The 22,612-nt window shown below is 62.0% G+C and carries 20 protein-coding genes; 11 read left to right on the forward strand and 9 right to left on the reverse strand.

The features are described from left to right. Positions 1–144 precede the first annotated feature (144 nt). From purL to V3H56_RS05185, 5 genes are all read left to right on the forward strand, one after another. Positions 145–4,041, forward strand: a complete 3,897-nt coding sequence (gene purL, locus V3H56_RS05165) for a phosphoribosylformylglycinamidine synthase (RefSeq protein WP_047737109.1) — start codon at positions 145–147, stop codon at positions 4,039–4,041. Positions 4,042–4,045: 4 nt separating this feature from the next. Next, entirely contained in the window at positions 4,046–4,357 is a 312-nt protein-coding gene (locus tag V3H56_RS05170) for a YqfO family protein (protein ID WP_123578175.1), read from the forward strand. Between the two features lie 533 nt (positions 4,358–4,890). Next, complete coding sequence (locus V3H56_RS05175) at positions 4,891–5,529, forward strand: DUF6036 family nucleotidyltransferase (protein WP_123578174.1); 639 nt, start codon at positions 4,891–4,893, stop codon at positions 5,527–5,529. Next, on the forward strand, positions 5,513–5,965 hold the full coding sequence (locus V3H56_RS05180) for a hypothetical protein (RefSeq protein ID WP_042730930.1): 453 nt from the start codon (positions 5,513–5,515) through the stop codon (positions 5,963–5,965). The genes V3H56_RS05175 and V3H56_RS05180 overlap by 17 nt, the downstream gene beginning before the upstream one ends. Before the next feature lie 240 nt (positions 5,966–6,205). Beyond that, the gene (locus tag V3H56_RS05185; RefSeq protein WP_052497387.1) at positions 6,206–6,562 is read left to right on the forward strand and encodes a DUF6124 family protein; all 357 of its coding nucleotides are present in this window, start codon (positions 6,206–6,208) and stop codon (positions 6,560–6,562) included. Between the two features lie 131 nt (positions 6,563–6,693). On the opposite strand, the gene V3H56_RS05190 is transcribed toward V3H56_RS05185, so the two are convergent. The 3 genes from V3H56_RS05190 to V3H56_RS05200 form a co-directional block, all read right to left on the reverse strand. Beyond that, positions 6,694–7,776 carry a hypothetical protein gene (locus V3H56_RS05190; RefSeq protein WP_338474274.1) on the reverse strand — a complete coding sequence of 361 codons (1,083 nt, stop codon included), beginning with the start codon at positions 7,774–7,776 and terminating at the stop codon, positions 6,694–6,696. 514 nt (positions 7,777–8,290) lie between these two features. Then, complete coding sequence (locus V3H56_RS05195; protein WP_042730932.1) at positions 8,291–8,797, reverse strand: L,D-transpeptidase family protein; 507 nt, start codon at positions 8,795–8,797, stop codon at positions 8,291–8,293. A 23-nt stretch (positions 8,798–8,820) separates the two neighbouring features. Then, positions 8,821–9,372, reverse strand: coding sequence for an NUDIX hydrolase (locus V3H56_RS05200; protein WP_042730933.1), 552 nt, complete (start codon positions 9,370–9,372; stop codon positions 8,821–8,823). A gap of 146 nt (positions 9,373–9,518) precedes the next feature. Between V3H56_RS05200 and V3H56_RS05205 the strand changes: the two genes are divergently transcribed. Genes V3H56_RS05205 through V3H56_RS05215 form a run of 3 tightly spaced genes read left to right on the forward strand, consistent with a single transcriptional unit; the run spans position 9,519 to position 10,865 of the window. Further along, positions 9,519–10,118 (forward strand): CoA pyrophosphatase, encoded by a 600-nt coding sequence (locus V3H56_RS05205; protein ID WP_042730934.1) that lies wholly within the window; start codon positions 9,519–9,521, stop codon positions 10,116–10,118. A gap of 16 nt (positions 10,119–10,134) precedes the next feature. Beyond that, positions 10,135–10,659 carry a gamma carbonic anhydrase family protein gene (locus V3H56_RS05210; RefSeq protein ID WP_042730935.1) on the forward strand — a complete coding sequence of 175 codons (525 nt, stop codon included), beginning with the start codon at positions 10,135–10,137 and terminating at the stop codon, positions 10,657–10,659. Next, positions 10,656–10,865, forward strand: a complete 210-nt coding sequence (locus tag V3H56_RS05215; protein ID WP_042730936.1) for a DUF1289 domain-containing protein — start codon at positions 10,656–10,658, stop codon at positions 10,863–10,865. Before V3H56_RS05210 ends, V3H56_RS05215 begins: the two co-directional genes overlap by 4 nt. Before the next feature lie 170 nt (positions 10,866–11,035). Here V3H56_RS05215 and V3H56_RS05220 read toward each other — a convergent pair whose 3' ends face one another. After that, on the reverse strand, positions 11,036–11,680 hold the full coding sequence (locus tag V3H56_RS05220) for a Pr6Pr family membrane protein (RefSeq protein ID WP_338474275.1): 645 nt from the start codon (positions 11,678–11,680) through the stop codon (positions 11,036–11,038). Positions 11,681–11,683: 3 nt separating this feature from the next. Continuing rightward, on the reverse strand, positions 11,684–11,914 hold the full coding sequence (locus V3H56_RS05225; protein ID WP_042730938.1) for a VF530 family protein: 231 nt from the start codon (positions 11,912–11,914) through the stop codon (positions 11,684–11,686). Between the two features lie 498 nt (positions 11,915–12,412). Between V3H56_RS05225 and V3H56_RS05230 the strand changes: the two genes are divergently transcribed. Next, positions 12,413–14,827: a glucose/quinate/shikimate family membrane-bound PQQ-dependent dehydrogenase gene (locus V3H56_RS05230; RefSeq protein WP_042730939.1), complete on the forward strand. Its 2,415-nt coding sequence runs from the start codon at positions 12,413–12,415 to the stop codon at positions 14,825–14,827. Positions 14,828–15,101: 274 nt separating this feature from the next. Here V3H56_RS05230 and purT read toward each other — a convergent pair whose 3' ends face one another. The 4 genes from purT to V3H56_RS05250 all read right to left on the reverse strand — a co-directional run bounded on the left by purT (position 15,102) and on the right by V3H56_RS05250 (position 18,458). Then, positions 15,102–16,283, reverse strand: coding sequence for a formate-dependent phosphoribosylglycinamide formyltransferase (gene purT, locus V3H56_RS05235; RefSeq protein WP_042730940.1), 1,182 nt, complete (start codon positions 16,281–16,283; stop codon positions 15,102–15,104). Positions 16,284–16,384: 101 nt separating this feature from the next. Then, positions 16,385–16,852: a VUT family protein gene (locus tag V3H56_RS05240; protein WP_042730941.1), complete on the reverse strand. Its 468-nt coding sequence runs from the start codon at positions 16,850–16,852 to the stop codon at positions 16,385–16,387. 246 nt (positions 16,853–17,098) lie between these two features. Further along, a complete protein-coding gene (locus tag V3H56_RS05245) occupies positions 17,099–17,884 on the reverse strand; it encodes a siderophore-interacting protein (RefSeq protein ID WP_338474276.1) in 786 nt (261 codons plus the stop codon). Next, entirely contained in the window at positions 17,877–18,458 is a 582-nt protein-coding gene (locus V3H56_RS05250; protein WP_042731172.1) for a PadR family transcriptional regulator, read from the reverse strand. The genes V3H56_RS05245 and V3H56_RS05250 overlap by 8 nt, the downstream gene beginning before the upstream one ends. 420 nt (positions 18,459–18,878) lie before the next feature. Between V3H56_RS05250 and V3H56_RS05255 the strand changes: the two genes are divergently transcribed. Both V3H56_RS05255 and V3H56_RS05260 read left to right on the forward strand, forming a co-directional pair. After that, positions 18,879–19,364 (forward strand): CS1 type fimbrial major subunit, encoded by a 486-nt coding sequence (locus V3H56_RS05255; RefSeq protein ID WP_042731173.1) that lies wholly within the window; start codon positions 18,879–18,881, stop codon positions 19,362–19,364. Positions 19,365–19,485: 121 nt separating this feature from the next. Next, complete coding sequence (locus tag V3H56_RS05260) at positions 19,486–22,020, forward strand: CS1-pili formation C-terminal domain-containing protein (protein ID WP_042731174.1); 2,535 nt, start codon at positions 19,486–19,488, stop codon at positions 22,018–22,020. Positions 22,021–22,612 lie beyond the last annotated feature (592 nt).

Genomic DNA, 22,612 nt, shown 5'->3' on the forward strand with positions numbered 1-22,612 from the left:
TTGGAACGTGCGTCCAATCCGGTTTTTCGGGCAAAGACCGACATTCGGGGCGCATCCGGGGTGCCGTTTCGGGTGCCGTTGCCGGCGGTTTAGGCTAGAATGCACGGCCTCAAAGCACACCCCCTTCCCGAGGCTGTCCCGAAGATGTTGATCCTGCGCGGCGCTCCTGCCCTTTCTGCCTTTCGCCACAGCAAACTTCTTGAGCAACTGGGCCGATGCGTCCCGGCTGTCAGCGGCTTGTATGCTGAATTCGCTCACTTCGCCGAAGTCACCGGCGCTTTGACCGGCGACGAACAGCAGGTGCTCGCGCGCCTTCTGAAGTACGGTCCCAGTGTTCCCGTCCAGGAGCCCACCGGCCGCCTGTTCCTGGTACTGCCACGGTTCGGCACCATTTCGCCGTGGTCGAGCAAGGCCAGTGACATCGCCCGCAACTGTGGCCTGGCGAAAGTCCAGCGCCTGGAGCGCGGCATTGCCTTCTATGTCACCGGTGAGTTCAGCGAGGCCGACGCCCGGCTGATCGCCGAGAACCTGCATGACCGCATGACCCAGATCGTACTGGGCAACCTGGAGGAGGCCGCCGGCCTGTTCAGCCACGCCGAGCCCAAGCCACTGACCGCCATCGACGTGCTGGGCGGCGGGCGCGCCGCGTTGGAAAAAGCCAACGCCGAACTGGGCCTGGCCCTGGCCGAAGACGAGATCGATTACCTGGTCAACGCCTTCCAGGGTTTGCAGCGCAACCCCCACGACATCGAACTGATGATGTTCGCCCAGGCCAACTCCGAGCACTGCCGCCACAAGATCTTCAACGCCAGTTGGGACATCGACGGCCAGAGCCAGGAAAAAAGCCTGTTCGGCATGATCAAGAACACCTACCAGATGCACAGCGAAGGCGTGCTGTCTGCTTATAAGGACAACGCCTCGGTCATCGTCGGCAGTGTGGCCGGCCGCTTCTTCCCGGACCCCGAGACTCGCCAGTACGGCGCGGTCCAGGAGCCGGTGCACATCCTGATGAAGGTCGAGACCCACAACCACCCGACCGCGATTGCCCCGTTCCCGGGCGCGTCCACCGGTTCCGGTGGCGAGATCCGCGACGAAGGCGCCACGGGTCGCGGTGCCAAGCCCAAGGCTGGCCTGACCGGTTTCACCGTGTCGAACCTGCAGATCCCGGGCTTCGAACAACCGTGGGAAAAGCCCTATGGCAAGCCTGAGCGCATCGTCAACGCCCTCGACATCATGATCGAAGGCCCCCTGGGGGGCGCTGCGTTCAACAACGAATTCGGCCGTCCGGCGCTCACCGGTTATTTCCGCACCTTCGAACAATCCATCGCCACCCCGCGCGGTGAAGAAGTGCGCGGCTACCACAAGCCGATCATGCTCGCCGGCGGCATGGGCAACATCCGCGCCGAACACGTGCAGAAAGGCGAGATCGTGGTCGGCTCCAAGCTGATCGTCCTCGGTGGCCCGGCCATGCTCATCGGCCTGGGCGGCGGCGCTGCGTCCTCGATGGCCACCGGCACCAGTTCGGCGGACCTGGACTTCGCCTCGGTCCAACGGGAAAACCCGGAAATGGAACGCCGTTGCCAGGAAGTCATCGACCGTTGCTGGCAGCTGGGCGACAAGAACCCCATCAGCTTCATCCACGACGTCGGCGCGGGCGGCCTGTCCAACGCCTTCCCGGAGCTGGTCAACGACGGCGGCCGTGGTGGCCGCTTCGAATTGCGCAACATTCCAAACGACGAGCCGGGCATGGCCCCGCACGAAATCTGGAGCAACGAATCCCAGGAGCGTTATGTCCTGGCGGTCGGCCCGGCCGACTTCGACCGCTTCAAGGCCATCTGCGAGCGCGAGCGCTGCCCGTTCGCCGTGGTCGGCGAAGCCACCGCCGAGCCGCAACTGACCGTGACCGACAGCCACTTCGGCAACAGCCCGGTGGACATGCCGCTGGAAGTGCTGTTGGGCAAGGCCCCGCGCATGCACCGTTCGGCCGTTCGCGAAACCGAGCTGGGCGATGACTTCGACCCGTCCACTCTCGACCTCGCCGACTCCATCGAGCGCGTCCTGCATCACCCGGCCGTGGCAAGCAAGAGCTTCCTGATCACCATCGGCGACCGCACCATCACCGGCCTCGTGGCCCGCGACCAGATGGTCGGCCCGTGGCAAGTACCGGTGGCCGACGTCGCCGTGACCGCCACCAGCTTCGACGTCTACACCGGTGAAGCCATGGCCATGGGCGAGCGCACGCCGCTGGCGCTGCTGGACGCCCCGGCGTCGGGCCGCATGGCCATCGGCGAGGCCCTGACCAACCTCGCGGCCTCGCGCATTGGCAAGATCTCCGACATCAAGCTGTCGGCCAACTGGATGTCCGCCGCCGGTCATCCGGGCGAAGACGCCCGCCTGTACGACACCGTCAAGGCCGTCGGCATGGAGCTGTGCCCTGAGTTGGGCATCACCATCCCGGTGGGCAAGGACTCCATGTCCATGGCCACGCGCTGGAAAGACGAAGGCGTGGACAAGAGCGTGACCTCGCCGCTGTCGCTGATCGTGACCGGTTTTGCCCCGGTGACCGATGTCCGCCAGACCCTGACCCCGCAACTGCGCATGGACAAGGGCACCACCGACCTGATCCTGATCGACCTGGGCCGTGGCCAGAACCGCATGGGCGCCTCGATCCTGGCCCAGGTGCATGGCAAGCTCGGCAAGCAGGCACCGGACGTTGACGATGCCGAAGACCTGAAGGCGTTCTTCGCCGTGATCCAGGGCCTCAACGCCGACGGTCATCTGCTGGCCTACCACGACCGTTCCGACGGCGGCTTGCTGACCACTGTGATGGAAATGGCCTTCGCCGGTCATTGCGGCCTGAACCTGACCCTCGACAGCGTGGCCGAGTCCGCCAGCGAAATCCCGGCCATCCTGTTCAACGAAGAGCTCGGTGCGGTGATCCAGGTGCGCCAGGACGCCACCCCGGACATCCTCGCCCAGTTCAGCGCCGCCGGCCTGGCCGAGTGCGTCTCGGTGATCGGCCAGCCGATCAACAACGCGCACATCGACATCACCTTCAACGGCGACACCGTCTTTGAAGGCCAGCGCCGCCTGTTGCAGCGCCAGTGGGCTGAAACCAGCTACCAGATCCAGCGCCTGCGGGACAACGCCGAGTGCGCCGAGCAGGAATTCGACGCGCTGCTGGAAGAAGACAACCCGGGGCTGAGCGCCAAGCTCAGCTACGACGTCAACCAGGACGTGGCCGCGCCCTACATCAAGAAAGGCATTCGCCCACAGGTGGCGGTACTGCGTGAGCAGGGCGTCAACGGCCAGGTGGAAATGGCGGCGGCGTTCGACCGTGCCGGTTTCAACGCGATCGACGTGCACATGAGCGACATCCTCGCCGGTCGTGTCGACCTGAACGACTTCAAGGGCCTGGTTGCCTGTGGCGGTTTCTCCTACGGTGACGTGCTGGGGGCCGGCGAAGGCTGGGCCAAGTCGGCGCTGTTCAACAGCCGCGCCCGTGACGCGTTCCAGGGCTTTTTCGAGCGCAACGACAGTTTCACCCTCGGTGTGTGCAACGGTTGCCAGATGATGTCCAACCTGCACGAGCTGATCCCCGGCAGCGAGTTCTGGCCGCACTTCGTGCGCAACCGTTCCGAGCAGTTCGAAGCCCGCGTGGCGATGGTCCAGGTGCAGGAGTCGAATTCGATCTTCCTGCAGGGCATGGCCGGCTCGCGCATGCCGATCGCCATCGCCCATGGCGAAGGCCATGCGGAATTCGAAAGCGAAGAGGCGTTGCTCGAAGCCGACTTGTCCGGTTGCGTGTCGCTGCGTTTTGTCGACAACCACGGCAAGGTCACCGAAACCTACCCGGCCAACCCGAACGGTTCGCCGCGCGGGATCACCGGCCTGACCAGCCGCGACGGCCGTGTGACCATCATGATGCCGCACCCTGAGCGTGTTTTCCGCGCGGTGCAGAACTCGTGGCGTTCGGACGACTGGAACGAAGACGCGCCATGGATGCGCATGTTCCGCAACGCCCGCGTCTGGGTGAACTAAAGGCGTGTACAAACTCTGCTTCTTCGTCCCGGCCAGCCATGTGGACGAGGTCAAAAACGCCGTATTCGCTGCCGGTGGCGGGCGAATCGGCGACTATGATCACTGCGCCTGGCAAGTGCTGGGCCTGGGCCAGTTTCGCCCGTTGGACGGCAGCCAGCCGTTCATTGGCGAAGCGGGGCAGGTTGAGCAGGTCGAGGAGTGGAAGGTGGAGCTGGTTGTCGCTGATGAGTTGATTCGTGGGGTAGTGGAGGCTTTGAAACAGAGCCATCCCTACGAGACGCCGGCGTATGAGGTGTGGCGGTTGGAGGATTTTTGATCTTCCTACGCTTGAATCGCTTAAATGAAAAACCCGCTGAGTAGATCGGCGGGTTTTTTATTGGGGGCGAGATTTGGGTGTATATCCGTTGCTGCGGTCATGGCTGCTTAGGGTTCCGCCCTTACGGCGGGTCACTTTTGGAAGAGCGCCAAAAGTAACCAAAAGCGCTTTGCCCCACCACTCGGCACCTCGCCCAGGCGAGGTGCCGAGTGGTGGGGCCAGCGTTCTTTGCTTACTTTCTTCTGGGCCGGCATTCCGGGGCGTTTGAAAGAAAGTAAGTCGCCGTAAGGGCGAAACCGCCAGCAGCCATTACCGCAGCAACGGATATGCCCCCGTATGAAACATCCGCAACCAGGCAATTGGTCTGTCAGACGCACCGAAGTTTCCGACAAGTTTTTAAGGTTGTCGCTCGGAAGCGAGGGCTCTAGCTTTCGGGGCCCGTCTCCAAGCGCATGGATCGCCTATTAGTCTTTGGCAAGGCTGAGTGGCAGATCCAGGTTTCAAGGAGCAACACCAGCCTCTGAGGTTCAAACATGGAAATGCCGGAAATGATCACTCCTCGCCTCAATACCCGCACCGCGCTGGGGCAGGCTTTGGTTTCAATGTTCAAATCCGTCGAAGCAGAGCTGACATCTGAGAGTGCAAAACCAGGGGCGGTTAAAGTCATGGTATTTGGTGGATGCGCAGTGCACCTCTATACAAATCATCGTGTTTCCACGGACGTTGACGCGGAAATCTATGAGGCCAGCCTTCCGGACGGTTTTGATCTTCGAATGCTGCTCGCGCAAGTGCCCGAGCAATTTCGCGACGAGAAATCCGGTCGATTGATGGAGCTAAACTACGACCTCCAATACAACACCAGCTTTGGTCCAATTCACGAGGACTACTGGGTTCGAAGCCTTACCCTTGAAGAGTTCCCTGTCGAGTCTCCTTTGCATGTTCACATTGCCGCTCCGATCGATATTGCGATTTCAAAGCTGGGTAGGGCAACGGATCAAGATATTGGCGACATCATGGCGCTTCTGAGGGCTGGCTTCATTTTATCTTCCGAGCTGCGTCGACTGGCGCTGCAGGCAATTGACGTATATGTTGGCAACAAAGAGCCTCCAACCTCTGTTCTTAACCACATTTTGCAAAATTATTTGGAGGATACAGATGACGAAGCCTTCTAACGGCCAAGTCCTCTCGGCCGCTCTGGACACATTGGTCAAGAACCCATTGGATCACGCAGACGATGCTGCGCTTGTGAGCATGGCCAAGGCTGTCTGGTATTCCAGCGCGGATTTAATAAGCGCAGCCCAAGCTTTCCTGAGCCAACACACTGATGAGGTCGAGCAGCGTCGAGCAGGATATTTGCTCGAACGACTCACCCGTTTTTCGTGTGTCACGGACAGTCGTGCGTTGGAAGTTTTCAATGCCCTAGAGCTGTTCTTGCGCTCGACACCCAAGCAAGCCATTACCTCACAGACTGCTGTTGCGCTTCGCAAGCGCCGTGATGAACTGGCTCTTTCTTGGGGGTTAAAGGAAGGTCTTGGTTTGAAGGTGCAAACCCTTTTGCCTTTTCAGACTCGGCATTATGAGGCTGAGCAGCGGGCAGCGTTTGTTTGAATCCAAATATCACCAATGAAAACCGGCCTAGGCCGGTTTTTTGTTGTGTGAATACTTGTCCATTGGTCTGTCAGGCGCACCGAAGTTTCCGACAGGTTTTTAAGGTTGCCCGTCGGAAGCGACGGCTCTAGCCTTTGGGTGTCGCTGCCAATTCAGCGACCGGGTTTGACCGTCCGAAAACACAAGGGGCAATAGGCCCGGACAATTTGTCCTGGGCTCCATTAATAAAAGGAGCTTCCATTGAAAAATAATTCTGACATTCCAAACCCGGCATCCACCTTCCCCTACGGCGACTACGCCCCCGAAAAACTGAAGGAAGCCGCCGACCGAGCGATGGACCATTACCTCAAGCCTGAAGACGGCGAGTCAGCCCCCCAACCCTCGACGCAGCTCTTCACCGTGACCGCCGGTGTCGACCCCGAAGTGATGCTGGCCAACCTCAGCGAAACCCTGGCCTCGGCCAACGCCATGCTCAGCGACCTGGCGTTCGACCTGGAAGGTTCACGACGCCATGTGGCACTGGGCGTGGCGCAGATGATCGAGCTGGGCACGTTGCTGGCGAACAAATGCCTGGACCGGGCAGAGCTCCGGGTTTGATGCCATAAGCACCGGCCCCGTTGTCGGACTGGCCCAGCGGTCGCAGACCCCCTCGCCACAGCAGGGCGAGGGGGCGTACAAGGCCTCAAGTGGACCAGCCACCCTGCATGGCGGCTGGTGTCGGCTTGAAGCTATTGGTGGACGTTCTCGAGTCGGCAAACTTCTTTTTCAATGCCGATGCACTCGACCGGTTGGCTCACGCCTTTCTCGAAACGGCGAGCGTTCATCAACAGCCCGCTTTTGATACCACCGATGAAGGCGAAGGCGCCTGGACGGTTGCCAGTGTACTTCCCTGACAGATCCACCGCCACGCTGTTGGGCCTGACCTCATAGACCCAGCCGCCGTTTTCTGCTTCCGTGACCGCCCAGATCTTGGCATCGCTATAGTCACGAAACGCCACCACGACCGATTGAATGCCCGGGGCCTCAGGGCTGCTCGCCCAACGCAAGACCGGCGCCTGCGAGCTCCTTGCCCGCAACCCACGTGCGAGTGCGTCCTCCCCCTGCACAGGGTTAATCCTCGACGAGCCCACCGCCCAGAGGGATTCCTTGTTTGTTATCCAAGGCAGGCCTTCTGATGGCGTGAGCTTGCTCCAATCGATGGGCGTCGCCGCGACTTCCTGCATCGTCTCGTGGCCGGAGGGTTCGCGGTAGTTCGGGTTGGCGACGCAGTCGGCCAGATCGGTTTTCTTGCAGGCCTGCTTGATAAAGATCCCCTTGACCCCGCCCGGGTAGCTGATCTCTTGCTCACCTACAATAGGCCCGCCCGATTGCTCCTGATCGATGCCATGGGGAGCCCTGAATTCGAACACCCATTCATTGGCGAAGCTCTGGGCGATACGTTGATTGCGGGTGGTGCTGCTATACACCGACCGTGGGGCGCCAGCACCATGGCTGAACCAGTCATACATCCATTCGTCTTCGGGAAACGCGACGGATTTGGGCAATAGCCCGTCTTGGAAAGCCTCCAACCCCTGATTGGTGGTGTCGCCCCGATAAAGCGTGTCCATGTCGGTCCGCCAGCGTAACGAGGGTGCGGTCTTGCGGATATCCACGCTCGAATCCGCCGTGACCTGAAGCCAGGCCTGGTACCAGGGCTCTTCTTTCTGCGCCGAGCCCTGGGTTGCCGCCCACGCATAAGAACCCGCTTGCCACGCGCTAGCCAACACCACAGCGACCGCCGCCGCCCGGATGAAACCGTTACTTCTACTCATGATTTGGACACCTCACCTGAAACGAGGATGCCAATCGAATCACATACTTCATTACGACCTATTCTTCGAATTGACAGTTTAAATACTGATTGCGCAGTGCGAAGACCCCGCTGGGGTGCGCCTCGGTTCACTGCGTGAGACTGAGAATAGATGAAGGATCATGGTTTGATGGTTTGATCTTGTAACAAGCTGATAGTCGAGGAATGGCAGGGACAGGGCGATGTGCGTCACTGGTCGGAAATATCCGTTACCTGTTATTTCTGACAGTAGATAAGCGTTGCGCGATGAATTTTAATCGAGGGTTTTTCAGGCGTGGTGGGGCACCGGATTGCATTGCGCCTGTGGAATTGAGAGATGGCAGGGGAGGGGGGCGGCTGGTAGGGCGCTTTCGCGGGCGAGCCCGCTCCCACAGGGGGAAATGCATTCTGGCATGCATCGGCATGGCCGGGGTCCTAGAGGCTGGGGTTCTCACCCCGCGTATGGTTGCGCCCACCGGCCCCTTCGCATCGCGGCGCTACGGCCGAATCTCGATCATGGTGCCGTCGGGCACCAGGTTCCAGACTTCGCGCATGTCGACGTTGCGCATGGCGATGCAGCCGTCGGTCCAGTCCAGGGTGTGGAACAGTTCTTCAGGGTTTTCCTCGGTGTCCGGCGTGCCGTGGATCATGATCATGCTCCCCGGTTCCACCCCTTCGCGCCGGGCGCGGGCGGCGTCGCTGATGTTGGGGTAGGAAATGTGCATCGACAGGTAGAAGCGATCGCTGGTCTTGCGCCAGTCGATCCAGTAGAAACCCTCGGGAGTGCGCTTGTCGCCCTCGATCAGCTTGGGGCCTTTCTTGGCGCCCTTGCCCAATGAAATGCGGTAGGTCTTGAGCGGTTTGCCGTCGTTGATCAATTGCAATTGATGGGCGGACTTGAGCACCAGCACTTTTTCGATGAGCTTGCCGTCGTAGGTTCCCAGCGCAGACGCCTGGGACAGGGCGGTGAACGACAAGCAGAACAGCACAAGCAACCAGCGCATTGACAGGGTATTCCTATGGGGTTTCAGGTATTGGCAGGTTGAGCCAGCGGCGGGATCGATTCGCTGCGCACCGGGTAGGCCTCGGCGCGACGGTCCGCGTAGAAATATTCCAGGGTGCGCCCCACGGTGCGAAACGCCAGTTCATCCCAGGGAATGTCGGCTTCTTCGAACAGTTGCACTTCCAGGCTCTCGGGACCGGCGGCGAAATCCTCGTCCACCAGTTCAGCGCGGAAGAATACATGCACCTGGCTGATATGCGGTACGTCTATCAGCGTATAGATGCTCAGGTTGCGCACCCGGGCGCAGGCTTCTTCGGCGGTTTCGCGCACGGCGGCCTGTTCGACGGTCTCGCCGTTTTCCATGAAACCCGCCGGCAGCGTCCAGTAGCCGCGCCGCGGCTCGATGGCGCGCCGGCACAGCAGGACTTTACTGCCCCAGGTCGGTACGCAACCGGCCACGATGTTGGGGTTCTGGTAATGGATGGTGTGGCAGGTGTCGCAGACAAACCGCAGGCGCGAGTCGCCTTCGGGTATGCGTTGGGTCACCGGGTTACCGCACTGGCTGCAGAATTTCATGCTGGGGTTCCTGAATGCTGCGCCTATCTTGGCGTGCGCGGGCGGGGTCGGCAAGTTGTCGTTTCGCGACACGACGCGGTGTCGGGGGTTGGGCGGCTTGAACGATTGGTGCATGATGCAAGGTAGCGAATAAATCGAGAAGTCTCATGCTGGACGAGCTACTGCATCGAGTAAGCAACCATACCCCGCGTGACCTGCAGGCCGACCGTCGCTTCCCTGAAGCCGCTGTGCTGGTGCCGATCACTCGCGGTGACGAGCCGGAGCTGGTATTGACCTTGCGCGCCAGCGGGCTCTCGACCCACGGCGGCGAAGTGGCGTTCCCTGGCGGACGCCGCGACCCGGAAGACCCGGACCTGATCTTCACCGCCCTGCGCGAAGCCGAGGAAGAAATCGGCCTGCCTCCCGGTCTGGTGGAGGTGATCGGCCCGCTCAGCCCGCTGATCTCGCTGCATGGGATCAAGGTCACGCCGTACGTCGGGGTGATTCCGGATTTTGTCGAGTACCGGGCCAACGATGCCGAGATCGCCGCGGTGTTCAGCGTGCCGCTGGAGTTTTTCCGCAAGGATCCCCGCGAACACACCCACCGTATCGACTACCAGGGCCGCAGTTGGTACACGCCCAGTTACCGTTTTGGCGAATACAAGATCTGGGGCCTGACCGCGATCATGATCGTCGAGCTGGTCAACCTGCTGTACGACGCGGGCATCGACCTGCATACGCCGCCCAAGAGCTTCATCAACACCTGACGCCCCAAGGATTGCCATGAAATACCGTTTGGGCGATGCCCGTGTCGAAACCCATCCCGACAGTTGGGTCGCACCCAACGCCACGCTGGTGGGCAAGGTCCGCCTCGAAGAGGGCGCCAACGTCTGGTTCAACGCCGTGCTGCGCGGCGATAACGAGCTGATTCTGATCGGCCGGAACAGCAACGTGCAGGACGGCACGGTGATGCACACCGACATGGGGTACCCGCTGACCATCGGCACCGGCGTGACCATCGGCCATAACGCCATGCTTCACGGTTGCACGGTGGGCGACTACAGCCTGATCGGCATCAATGCGGTGATCCTCAATGGCGCCAGGATTGGCCGCAATTGCATCATCGGCGCCAACTCGCTGATCGGCGAGGGCAAGGAGATCCCCGACGGTTCGCTGGTGATGGGCTCGCCCGGCAAGGTGGTGCGCGAGTTGACCGAGGCCCAGAAGAAAATGCTCGAGGCCAGCGCCGCCCACTATGTACACAACGCCCAGCGCTACGCTCGCGACCTGTCCGAGCAAGACCAATGAGCGCGTCCGAGCGCCCGGTTCCTTCGCCCTGCGTGAGCATCTGCGCACTGGACGATGACGACATCTGCACCGGCTGCCAGCGCAGCGTGGCGGAAATCACCCGCTGGAGCCGGATGGACAACGAGGAGCGGCGCAGCGTCCTGGCGTTGTGTCACGAGCGGGCGAAGGCCAGTGGGTTGGTGTGGATGTTGCCCGCGAAGTCCTGAGCGATGAAAGCTCCACTGTGGCGAGGGGATTTATCCCCGTTGGGCTGCGAAGCGGCCCTAGAACCAGACAACTCGGTGTGTCAGACAGATTTGAGTCCACAGCGATGGGGTTGCTTCGCAACCCAGCGGGGATAAATCCCCTCGCCACAAAAGCGATCGGCGATAAATCCCTAGCGCGCCCGCCACCGATCAACCCCCACCACCCCCAGCGCAATCACGACAAACCCCAACAAGATCCCCCCGGCATTGATGAACACCTGTGGATAACCCAGGTTGGCCACATCAATGAACGGGTAGGGGTAGGCCGCCAGCAGATTGCCCCGCAACAAAATGTAGGCGAAATACACCAGCGGGTAGAGGATCCACAGCCCGATATGGCCCAGGCGCAACGAGCCCTTGGGCACCCATTGCCACCAATAGATCAGGTAGAGCAGCGGCACTACGTCGTGCAGCAGTTCGTCGGCCACGAACTGCCAGCCTTCGGGTTGCCAGAGGTGCCGCAGCAGCAGGTTGTAGGCCAGGCTCACCAGGGCAATGCTGGCGGCGATGCCGCTGCGTACGGCGGGCCGCAGGAACCAGCGGCGCACAGCCGATGGCCGTGGGGTCTGTTCCCAGGTCAGCACCACCGCCACCAGGGTGTTGGTCAGCACGGTGAAGAAGCTGAAGCAATTGACCAGCCCACCCAGCAGGCTCGCGCCCAGTTCCCAGCGCCCCAGCAGGATCAGGTACAACTGGATGCTCAGCCCCACCCAGGCCAGCAGCGCCGTCACCGACACGAAGTGCTGCCGCAGCGCGATGCGCCCATCCGAGCCCATGGCTCAGACCGGCCGCTTGGTACGCATCAGCTTGATGTAGAGACGTTCGACTTTCTCCCGCGCCCAAGGGGTCTTGCGCAGGAAGGTCAGGCTCGACTTGATGCTCGGGTCGCTCTTGAAGCAGCGGATGTCGATGCGCTCGGCCAGCCCGGACCATTCGTAGTGCTGCACCAGGACGTTGAGGATCTGCTCCAGCGTCACGCCGTGCAGCGGGTTGTTGTTGGGTTCGGTCATGGGGAGGCCTTTACGCGAAAAGGGTGAAAGCCGCGCACCTTAGCCGAGGTGCCCGTGGGGTGGAAGCCTAGCGTGCGCCATCGGGCGTCCGCGCGGTAGCTGTCGAGGCACACTGTTACCGATTTCGCGATGATCCATGTCAACAAAAGCACTTTCTCTATCTGTAACAGAACATTATCCTTGCGCCGCTTGCTGAAACGCTTCTTTTGGCGCGCTAGAGCCTTTTCGCTGTTCTCGATGTTCTGCCTTCAATCTTAAAAGACAGCGCTATCTCTGCATCCGCGGCGACCTGCTTTTCTGTGGGAGCGGGCTTGCTCGCGAAAGCGATTTCATATTCAGCCTCATTAGTCGACTGATTCACCGCTTTCGCGAGCAAGCCAACTCCCACAGGGGGTTCGTAACATCCGGAAACTTTTAACTGAACCAAGCCCCCAAAGGATCGTCATCTACAGTGAGACTTTGCGCGGGACTCCTTAAAACCTCACGGAGAATCACACTATGAGCACTGAGGGTGCTTTGAGTCGAAGCCGTCTGCTACCGAGCCTGCTCGGCATTCTGCTTCTATTGATGGGCCTGGCCCTGCTGGCGGGTGGAGTCAAGCTGAGCACGCTTGGCGGCTCATGGTATTACCTGCTGGCGGGTATCGGCCTGGCGCTGACCGGCGTGCTGCTGATCATGGCCCGGCGCGCGGCCCTGGGCCTGTACGCGCTGGTGCTGTTTGCCAGCACCGTGTGGGCGCTGTGGGAAGTGGGCCTGGACTGGTGGCAACTGGTGCCGCGCCTGGCCCTGTTGTTTGCCCTGGGCATCGTCATGTTGCTGCCATGGGTGCGCCGTCCGTTATTGACCGCCGACGCATCGCCCATGGGCACCCGCGCATTGAGTGCGGCCGTGATCATCGCCGGTATCGCCGCGCTCGCCAGCCAGTTCACCAACCCGGGTGAAATCAAGGGCCAACTGGATCGCGACACCGTAGAAGGCATGACCAACACCGCCCCGGCGATGCCGGACGGCGACTGGAATTCCTACGGCCGCAGCGCCCATGGCGACCGTTACTCGCCACTGGCGCAGATCACCCCGCAGAACGTCAGTAAGCTGGTGCCGGCCTGGACCTATCGCACCGGCGACCTGCCAGGGCCGAACGACCCGGGCGAGACCACCGCTGAAAACACCCCGCTCAAGGCCAACGGCATGCTCTACGTGTGCACGCCCCACAGCCAGGTGATTGCCCTGGAGCCGGAAACCGGCAAGGAAATCTGGCGTTTCGATCCGAAGCTTTCCACGCAAAAGGCGGAGAACTTCAAGGGTTGGGCCCACATGACCTGCCGTGGCGTGAGCTATCACGATGACGCTGCGTACGCCTCTGCCGAACAGAGCCCCACCGGCGCTGCCAGCGCTGCGCCAGTCAGCACCGTGTGCCCGCGCCGGATCTTCCTGCCGACCGCCGACACCCGCCTGATCGCCCTCGATGCCGACACCGGCAAGATGTGCGAAGACTTCGGCGACAAGGGCCAGGTCGACCTGAGCGCCAACATCGGCGGCTTCACGGCTGGCGGTTACTATTCCACTTCGCCACCGGCGGTCACCCAGAACCTGGTAGTGATCGGCGGCCACGTTACCGACAACGTGTCCACCGACGAGCCGAGCGGCGTGATCCGTGCCTATGACGTGCACACCGGCAAGCTGGTGTGGAACTGGGACAGCGGCAACCCGGACGACACCACGCCGATTGCCGAAGGCCAGACCTATACCCGCAACTCGCCGAACATGTGGTCCATGTTCAGCGTCGATGAAAAACTCGGCATGCTGTACCTGCCGATGGGCAACCAGACCCCCGACCAGTTCGGTGGCATGCGCACCCCGGAATCGGAAAAATACGCCGCCGGCCTGACCGCCCTGGACATCGCCACCGGCAAGGTGCGCTGGTACTTCCAGTTCACTCACCACGACCTGTGGGACATGGACGTGGGCGGCCAGCCGACCCTGATGGACATGAAGACCGCCGAGGGCGTGAAGCCGGCCGTGCTGGCCTCGACCAAGCAGGGCAGCATCTACGTGCTGGACCGCAGCACCGGCCAGCCGATCATCCCGATCAAGGAGATCCCGGTGCCGCAAGGCGCGGTGGAAGGCGACCATACCTCGCCGACCCAGCCGATGTCCGACCTGAACTTCGTGCCGCCGGTCCTCAAGGAGCGCGACATGTGGGGCGTGACCCCGTTCGACCAGATGCTCTGCCGGATCGACTTCAAGTCGCTGCGCTATGACGGCATGTTCACCCCGCCGTCGCTGCAAGGCTCGATCGTCTACCCAGGCAACTTCGGGGTGTTTGACTGGGGCGGTATCTCGGTGGACCCGGTGCGTCAGATCGCCTTCGTCAACCCGAGCTACATGGCGTTCAAGTCGAAGCTGGTCCCGGCGGCGGAAGTGGCCGGCGGTCCGGGTCGCAAGAGCGAAACCGAAGGCGTGCAGCCGAACAAGGGCGCGCCGTATGGGGTGATCCTCGAAGCGCTGCTCTCGCCCATGGGCCTGCCTTGCCAGGCGCCGGCGTGGGGTTATGTGGCGGCGGTGGACCTGACCAACCACAAGACCTTGTGGAAGCACAAGAACGGCACCGTGCGTGACAGCTCGCCCGTGCCGATCCCGCTGAGCATGGGCGTACCGAGCCTGGGCGGCACCTTCACCACCGCCAGCGGCCTGGCGTTCCTGAGCGGCACCCTCGACCAGTACCTGCGTGCCTATGACGTGAAGAACGGCAAGCAACTGTGGGAAGGTCGCCTGCCAGCCGGCGCCCAGACCACGCCGATGACCTACACCGGCAAGGACGGCAAGCAATACGTGCTGGTCGTCGCGGGTGGCCACGGCTCCCTGGGCACCAAGCAGGGTGACTATGTGATTGCTTACAAACTGCCGGATTAAGCCCTACCGGCGGACATGAAAAAGGCGACACCTTTACGGGTGTCGCCTTTTTTTGCAGCATCGGTTTTTGGTGAGCGCAGGCCTTTGAGCGGTTGAGCTTTTGTGGCGAGGGAGCTTGCTCCCGCTGGGCTGCGCAGCAGCCCCAAAAAAGCAGCCACCTCAAACTACCTGATCCACCGAGTTGCTAGGTTTTAGGGCTGCTTCGCAGCCCAACGGGGATGAATCCCCTCGCCACAGATGAATCCCTTTACTACAGGGGATTAGTGTGCAGCTTTTACAACTCGATCTTCACCGCCTGCGAAGCCCGGGTCGCCTTGGCACGGGCCGCTTCGATGGATTCGTCGCGGGCCAGGGCCACGCCCAGGCGGCGCTGGCCGTTGACTTCCGGTTTGCCGAACAAACGCAGGGCGGTGTCCGGTTCGCTCAGGGCGGCGCCGAGGTTGGCGAACGCGGTCTGGGTCGACTGGCCTTCCACCAGGATCACCGCCGAGGCCGACGGGCCGAACTGGCGGATCAGCGGGATCGGCAGGCCGAGGATGGCGCGGGCATGCAGGGCGAACTGCGACAGGTCCTGGGAAATCAGCGTCACCAGGCCGGTGTCGTGTGGCCGTGGCGACACTTCGCTGAACCACACCTGGTCGCCCTTGATGAACAACTCGACACCAAACATCCCGCGCCCACCCAGGGCCTCGGTGACGGCCTGGGCGACGCGCTCGGATTCGGCCAGCGCCGCCGGGCTCATGGCCTGGGGCTGCCAGGATTCCTGATAGTCGCCTTTCTCCTGGCGGTGGCCGACCGGGGCACAGAAGGTGGTGCCGCCGGCATGACGGACGGTGAGCAGGGTGATTTCGTAGTCGAAGTCGATGAAGCCTTCGATGATCACCCGACCCTTGCCGGCCCGGCCGCCTTCCTGGGCGTAGTCCCAGGCTTTCTGCACGTCATCATCGCTGCGCAGCAGGCTCTGGCCCTTGCCCGACGAGCTCATCACCGGCTTGACCACGCAAGGGAACCCCAGGCTTTGCACGGCCTTGCGGTAGTCTTCGACGGTGTCGGCGAAGAAGTACGGCGAGGTCGGCAGGCCCAGTTCTTCGGCGGCCAGGCGGCGGATGCCTTCACGGTTCATGGTCAGTTGCGCGGCACGGGCGGTCGGGATCACCGTGAAGCCCTCGGCTTCCAGCTCCACCAGGGTGGCGGTGGCGATGGCTTCGATTTCCGGCACGATGTAGTGCGGCTTCTCGGCTTCGATCACTGCGCGCAGGGCAGCGCCGTCGAGCATGTTGATCACGTGGCTGCGATGGGCCACTTGCATGGCCGGCGCGTTGGCATAGCGGTCCACGGCAATTACTTCGACGCCCAGGCGCTGCAGTTCGATTACCACTTCCTTGCCCAGCTCACCGCTGCCACACAACAAAACGCGGGTCGCGGTCGGCGACAATGGAGTACCGATACGGGTCATCTGAAAGTCCTCAAGCAGGAGCGGATCGTCGAGGGTTGCGCGCCGGGCGAGCTTCCCGTGGGAGAAAGCGCGGCATTTTACATGAACCGCAGGTTTTGGCTTCAGCTGGCGACGGCCTGTTTGCGTAAACGCCAGGCCATGATCAGCCAGACCGCCGTGACCCCGGCGAACTTGGAGGCCAGGGCGGTCCCGACCACGCCCGGCGTCAGGGCATCGATCAGGCCGAAGAAGATGAAGGTGTCCAAGGGAATGCTCAAGGCCGAACTGATCCACAGCCGATCATGCAGCGGGCGCCGGGTGATGGTGAACACCAGCCAGTCGATGCACTCGGACACCGCGAAGGCCGTGGCGCTGGCCAGGGCGATGGTCGGGTCCGAGGTGACATAGGACAATACCAGCGCCGCCAGCATCGCGACGATGGCGCCATGACCGAAGCGGGTCTGCACCATGTCCCGCAGGATAAACACCAGCCCACCCCAGGCCGACCAGATGATGTCCAGGTGCGGCGCCGCGGAAAACGCGTAGTTGATCAGCACGACGCTGCTGATGTAGGCGAGCAGGAAAAGCATGGGGGGACCCGGTTCAGCCGATATTCGAAGGCGAATGATAAACCGGTGGCGAAGCGATTTATCGGTGGAGAGGGATTTATCTGTGGCGAGGGGATTTATCCCCGTTGGGCCGCGAAGCGGCCCCCATCAACTCGCCTCAATCGGCCTGATACTCCGGGTTGGCTGGTTTTAGGGCTGCTGCGCAGCCCAGCGGGGATAAATCCCCTCGCCACAGAGACCGGCTCTTGTCACGGGGCACAAGTGCATTCACTCCTCGTCGCTATCGTCCGCCTTCCAGTAGCCCACGGCCTTGACGTAATCCGGGTCCAGGCTTTTTTCCTCCAGCAACACTTTGCGAATGCGCCGCGACACTTTGCTTTCGGTGGCGACCCAGGCATACAGCTTGCCGGCGGGGACTTCCAGTTGCCTGACCGTGGTCACCAGATTGTCCTGGCGGCCTTCGCGCAGCACCCAGATCACATGGACCTGCGCCGGGCTTTGCAGCACTTGCTGCTCGGCGCCGTTTTCCACTTCCACCACCACCAGGGCCCGGCGGTTCGGCGCCAGGCCTTCGAGGCGGCGGGCGATGGCGGGCAGGGCGGTTTCATCGCCAACCAACAGGTAACTGTCGAACACGTCCGGCACGATCATCGAGCCCCGCGGCCCGCCGATGTCGAGGTATTGCCCCAGCTTGGCCTGGGCCGCCCAGGTGGCTGCCGGACCGTCGCCGTGCAGGACGAAGTCGAGGTCCAGCTCCAGGGTGTCCAGGTCGTAGCGGCGCGGGGTGTAGTCGCGCATGGGCGGCATTGCCGCCTGCCCTTTGTCGGCGCTGGGGTCGAAGTGCTCCAGGGCGGCGTGCTGCGCGGCGTCCTGCGGGAAAAACAATTTCACGTGATCGTCCGTGCCCAGGCTGACGAAGCCTGCCAGTTCCGGCCCGCCGACGGTGATGCGGCGCATGCGCGGGGTCAGCTCCACCACCCGCAGCACTTGCAGGCGACGACGCTTGATCTCGTGGTTGACGCGGTGAATGGTGGTTGGATCGACTTCAGTCATGGCTTGACTCCGAAACAGGTGGACGGTCGGGGCCGTCGATGATGGCTTTGGCAGTCTCGTTGAGCAGGTCGCGGATGCGCAGGATTTCTTCTGGATTCCAGCGCGCCTGGTGCATCTGCAGCGCGCGACGCAAGTTGACCACCGCTTCGTGGATTTCCGCCGGCCGCCCTTGCTCGCGCAGGACACGCTTGCTGGCCTCGATGCGTACCCGCACACCATCCAGCGCCTCGGCCTGGTCTCGAAGGAATAGACGTCCGGCGTCGGTGGCGCTGTAACATTTTTTTCCGCCCTCGGCGTCGCGCAGGACCATCTTACCCATTTCCAGCTGTGTCAGCGTCGGGTAGATCACGCCGGGGCTGGGGGTGTAGGCGCCGTCGAACATGGACTCGATCTGGCGAATCAACTCGTAGCCGTGGCAAGGCTTTTCGGCGATCAACGCCAGCAACAGCAATTTCAACTCGCCGGCCGCGAACACCCGGGGGCCGCGCCCGCTGCGTTCGCGACCGGGCGGGCGCCGTTCGAAGCCATCGTGATGACCCTGGTCGCGAGTGGAGGGGAAGTAAGGGGCTGTCATCTTTCTGCTCTCTGTTCGGCATCAATAGAACCGAGATATATCTTTGATTTCAGATATATCTTCGCCTATAGATATATCTTGTCTTGGAGATATATCTTAGTTGCGTCCTACACTAAGTGAAATAAGACCTTACCTGAATCCCCCATGGTTGCGGGATGAATCGAAAGTGTCTGCGAGCCTTTTCCCCTTTGGCTCCTGGGGATGTGGGAAGCCTCTTACATTAAAAGTTACGCTTTATCGAAAGTTGCGTATTTTTCGCTCTTTTGCGTGCGCGATTTACTACATGACTGTGCGAACTTTCCTGCTTATTTTTAATTAAAGAGCGACGATCATGCAGCGGCGTTGAGGGGGCATGACAAGGTGTATTTGGCCTGCCACTTCAACCCTTCTCTCTTTATTGCTATGAACAGGTGTTAACCCATGCTCATGAAAATCGTAACCGCCGCTTCCCTGACTGCTGCGGCCCTGAGTTCTTCGCTGGCTTTCGCTCTGGATGATGCACGTTCGGCCATCCACATCACCGCGAACATCCCGACCCAGCAGTTCCATGTACAACCGCGCGACGGGAACTGGGGTAAGGACGAAACCATGAACTACAACACGGTCAGCGGTACGCTGACGTCGCTGCGCCAGACCTATGACGTGAAGAACACCGAAGGTTCGGTCAATGCCTACATCGAAGGCGGCCCGGCTTCGCTGTACAACGGCAGCGATGCCATCGCCCTGACCACCACCTTCAATGGCATCACCCTGACCGCCCTGTCCCAGGAAGTGGTCGACGACGCCACCTCCACCCCGGGCACCCAGGCGGAGATGACCATCACCGCAGCCAAGCCGCTGGCGACCCAGAACGGCCTGTACACCGCCGACATGACCGTCATCTTCGACGCCGTGCCTCGCCCGTAAGGCCCCCGCTGCCCAGTGATCCCCACCTCATCCCAGGGCAGCAGCAGGTCGACCGGTTCTCCCCGACCGGTCGACCCACCCCGAAACGCCCAGAAAGCTCGCTGATTATGAGAGTCCGTTGATGTTTCCGATGACACCCATCGCGGGTGCGTTCGCGCTGCTGTTGTGCGCCAGCGCATTGGCCGCGCCGACTGCCCCCGGTACCACACCGACCAGCCTGCTGTCCCAGGCCAAGGGCCTTCCGGCGGAATTTGAAGCCCACTTCTTCGACGTGCCCCTGGCGGTTCGTATTGAGCTCAATCAGCAGTACCTCGGTGAAGCCATGGTGGTCTTGACGCGGGACGATCGCATTACCCTGCTGGAATTCACCGACACCCATGACAGCACGGTCAAGGCCGTGGAGCGGGACCAGTGGGAGCAGACGCTCAAGCAAGGCCAACGGCTGGGCGCCTGTGAAAAGAACTGCACCGCCGGGCTCCTGGCCGTGCACTACAGCCTTGAGAACTCGCTGGTGTCGATCCTCACGCGCGATGTCGAACGCGGTACCCACACCCAGCGCTATCACGACCAGCCCCAGGACGGCAGCCTCGGCCTGATCTTCAATAACCAACTCAATCTCAACGGTGGCCAGCAACAGGACACCGGCGGCCGCTATGGCCTCAACGCCAGTTCCAGCGTCGGCAACTGGAGCCAGTCCCTGGACCTCCAGCTCTCGCGCCTGGGCGGGCCGGACGACAAGCTCTACCACGCCGTCCATGAACTGTTCACCCAACGTGAACTGGAAGGGCATTTCTTTCGCCTGGGCTATTTCACCCCCAGCTCCGATGGCTTGAACCGGCAGATTCGTTCGTTCGGCGCCAACCCGGACACCGCCCTGGGCGTGATGTACGGCAGCTCCGACAGCCTGGTGATCGACAACCCCAAGCCCAGCGTCTACCCCATTTACGTCACCGCCAGCCGCCAGGCGTCGGTGGAGATCTATCGCAACGGCCTGCTGATCAACAGCCAGGCCGTCAGCGCCGGCTTGCAGAGCCTGGACACTCGCCCGTTGCCCGGCGGGATCTACGAAGTGGAAGTGCGGCTGATCGAGGACGGGCAAACCACCGCCACCAGCCAGGAACTGGTCTACAAGCCGAACAATTGGAACAGCACCGAGGAGCGCTGGCGCTACAACCTGTTCGCCGGCCGCGAGACCCGGCTCTGGAGCAACTGGGAGGACCAGCCCTCGGGGTTCACGACCGCGGGGGTTGGCGTCAACTACCTGCTGCACCCACGGGTGATCGTCGGGGGTTCCACGCGCCAGGTGCAGGACAAGCTGCAGGTCGGCACGTCGATAGATTGGACACTGGCCTCCCACACCAGTCTGTACGCCAACGTTTACCACACCGAGCAGTACGGCAACGGCATGGACGTGCAGGCCCTGTACAGCTATGGCTTGGGCAGCGTCGTCGCCAGCCACAACCGCAGTTGGCTGGACACCCGCAACACCTACGAAACCCTGCCGGACGGCACCCGCATTCGCCAGCGCAACGTGTACGTCGGCCAGACCAGCAATTCCTCGCTGTCGGTCAATCACCGCTTGAGCAGCAAGTCCTCGATCAACGGGCGGCTGGCCTACAGCGAAGGCAACGTCCAGGGCACGGGCCTGGACCTGGGTTGGACCCAGCGCGGCAAGCTGCGTGGCAGCGACGCCAACTGGCGGCTGTCGGTGTTCGACCGCCCTGGCACGTCGAGTACCAATGACCGGCGCAATCGCGGCGTGGACCTGAGCGTCAGCGTCGCCCTGGGCGGGCCGGGCGAATACTGGTCGGGCAGCATCGGCACTCGCACTTCCCGCGAAGGCGACCGGGACAACAATGCATCGCTGACCTATCGCCGGGACCTTGAGGATCATGTGCTGCAAAACGTCTCCGCCACGGCCCTGGCCGACACCTATGGCGTGGGCCTGTCCGGCATCGCCAGCTTCAGCACCGAATCGCTCTACGGCGACGGCTTCCTGCAGCGCTCTTCCTACAACGACAACCTCACCGGTGGCCTGAACCTGAGCAGCACGGTGGCCATCGGCGGCCAGAAAGCCGTCTTCACCGGCCTGCCCCAAGGCCGTGGCGCGGGGATGATCGTCGACGTGGAAACCGACCTGGACGACATCATCCTGCGCGCCGACGACCTGACCGGTGGCTCCACCACGTTGCACCCGGGCCGCAACTTCGTACCGATCACCGCCTACCGCAACAGCATGGTGACCTTCGACTTCGAGGGCGTGCACCCACCGGCGGCGAGCATCGAGCCGGCACGCACCCGCTATCACCTGAACAAGGGCGGCGTGGATTACCGCAAGGTCAGTGTGATGAAAACCGTGACCGTGCTCGGGCGCCTGCTGGACGAACAGGGCGAGCCGCTCAAGGGCCACCACGTGATCAACCACGCCAGCCGTGGCGTGAGCGAGGCGGACGGGTTCTTCTCCATGGAAATGAATGCCGCCTCGCCGACCCTGGAAGTGCGCTACGGCAATGAGCTGTTCTGCCGCTTCCGCCTCGACCCGGAAAACGCCAGCAACGAAGGCGATGTGCTGATGATCGGCGACCTGCGCTGCACGCCGGACAGTCTGGCCGATAGCTCGCTGGCCGCCGCCCACAACGACCGGCAGCGCTCCTGAATCCTCATGTGGCGCGGGAGAGCAGGGCGCTCCCCGCGCGAGGATTCTTCCCCCAACTTGCAGGGATTCGCTTTGATGGATGAGGTTGTATAGATGAAATGTTTACCGGTGGCTGTGAGCAGCATCGTCTCGATGTTGTTGCTTGCCTGCGTGCCTGCTGCCAATGCCGTAAGCCGGGATATCACTGCGATATTCAGGCCGGATGCTTCGAAGCCTCACGAGAATGTGTTCCTCAATACCACCCCTATTGGTGGTTACTGCCAGCATCAACCGACGGTATGCGAGGCCAAGAAACTATCCAGCATTTTGTTGCCCGTGACTTTCGATTCAACCGGACCCATCCAGGCAAATCACACCGACCCTCGCAAGGGCGCAATGTTGAGTGTTCCCACTCAATGGCGCGAGCTCCAGGTAATCCATTCGGAGACAGGAGAAACCGAGACCGTAGAGTTTCGCTGGGCTGGTATAGGAGCGACCTATCGACTCCCCGTGTCCGCACCCAGTCTGGTTGGTGGGGGGGTATCTAACTGGACAGCTCATGGCCGATTGTGGGGCGGGAAGACCTGGCAAAGCGCGCCTGCGCCCTGCCAAG

It is taken from the genome of Pseudomonas sp. MS646 (assembly GCF_036693845.1).
GTDB lineage: Bacteria > Pseudomonadota > Gammaproteobacteria > Pseudomonadales > Pseudomonadaceae > Aquipseudomonas > Aquipseudomonas chlororaphis_E.